Raw genomic sequence first — 1,180 nt, forward strand, 5'->3', positions numbered from 1 at the left:
GATCGTCGCGTCGGTGGGCATCTCCCGCAGGATGTCGGCAGGGGCCATGAGGCATTCGGTATGCATGTAGCACCACCAGAACACCGCCTTTATGCGCCTGTCGAGCCGAAGCCCCCGGTGCTCGTTCAGGACGACTCTCAGCTGCCTGTTCACTCCGCCCTCTATCCTGTTGTTGGTTGCGGGAACGGGCCCTCCTTCGACCAACTCTTCATCTAGGTAGGTGAAGAGCGTTCCCGCGCGGGCGAGCTTCTCGAGGCCCCTCCTCGCTTTGCGCAGGCGCTCGTGTTTGAACTGGCTCCTTCCGTCGATGACGGTTCTCTCGCTCAGGAAGCTTTCCCAGCTCGTGCACCAGTTGGAGAAAGACGCGAGCCACGCGGCCGCGCCATTGAGGTCTCCCACGTGCAAGAGGTCTCTGGCGATTCCGTAGAGCTCCGCTCCCGCCTGAAGCTTCGGGCGTGCAGTGGTCTGCCGTTTGACCTGCTCGAATGCATGGAACGTGCACCTTTGCACGCGGGTGTCGGGCCAAACGGCCCTGCGCGCTTTCTCGAAGCCTTCCCCGCCGTCGGTCACGACTGCGTCAGGAGGCGCTATGCGGGCCATGAGCGCTCCCCAGGCTTGCGAATGCTCGCTTCGAGCAAGATGCCAGCCTACGACGTGGTCTTGCGTGCAGGCGATGAGGATCACCGCAACTCGTCCGAGCCATATCCCGTCGACATGGACGACATGATGCGTCTCGTCGCAGATGGGGGCCACGGGCCATATCTGCCAGAAACGGGAGGTATGGCTCCTGAACGTTCGAGCCGGCATGTCGAATTCTGCTTGGGTTCTCTTCGAGAGCAGCCAGTCGAGAAACGATTCGAGAAGCTTTGCCGCCTTGTCGTATCTTTGCGTGGTCGACGCACCGCAAGACTTGCAGCGCCACCTCGTGGTACCGGCGCTCGTCTTCCCGTTGCGCTTCATAGCGCCCCCGCACGCAGGGCATCTCATGGTTTTCATCCCATAATTGAATCACGGGAATTTAAACACGGCATCTCCGGTGCCCGACCTGCGGTGTCAAGTCGTAACCGGACACACATTCCTGCCGGGCGGTTAAAAAGCGGCCAGAAATTTAAAACCCGATTTTCCGGTGGTTCATCAGGGTATATGCACAAAACCAGACACACATTTCTGCCTATAACCC

The 1,180-nt window shown here is 59.9% G+C and carries 1 protein-coding gene; it reads right to left on the reverse strand.

The window, feature by feature from the left end:
• Window positions 1-996, reverse strand: a 996-nt coding sequence (locus DMP08_RS12280; protein WP_123193157.1) for an IS1249 family transposase, incomplete at its 3' end; no start/stop codon positions are given.
• Window positions 997-1,180: the final 184 nt, after the last annotated feature.

The organism is Paraeggerthella hongkongensis (assembly GCF_003726035.1).
Classification (GTDB): domain Bacteria; phylum Actinomycetota; class Coriobacteriia; order Coriobacteriales; family Eggerthellaceae; genus Paraeggerthella; species Paraeggerthella hongkongensis.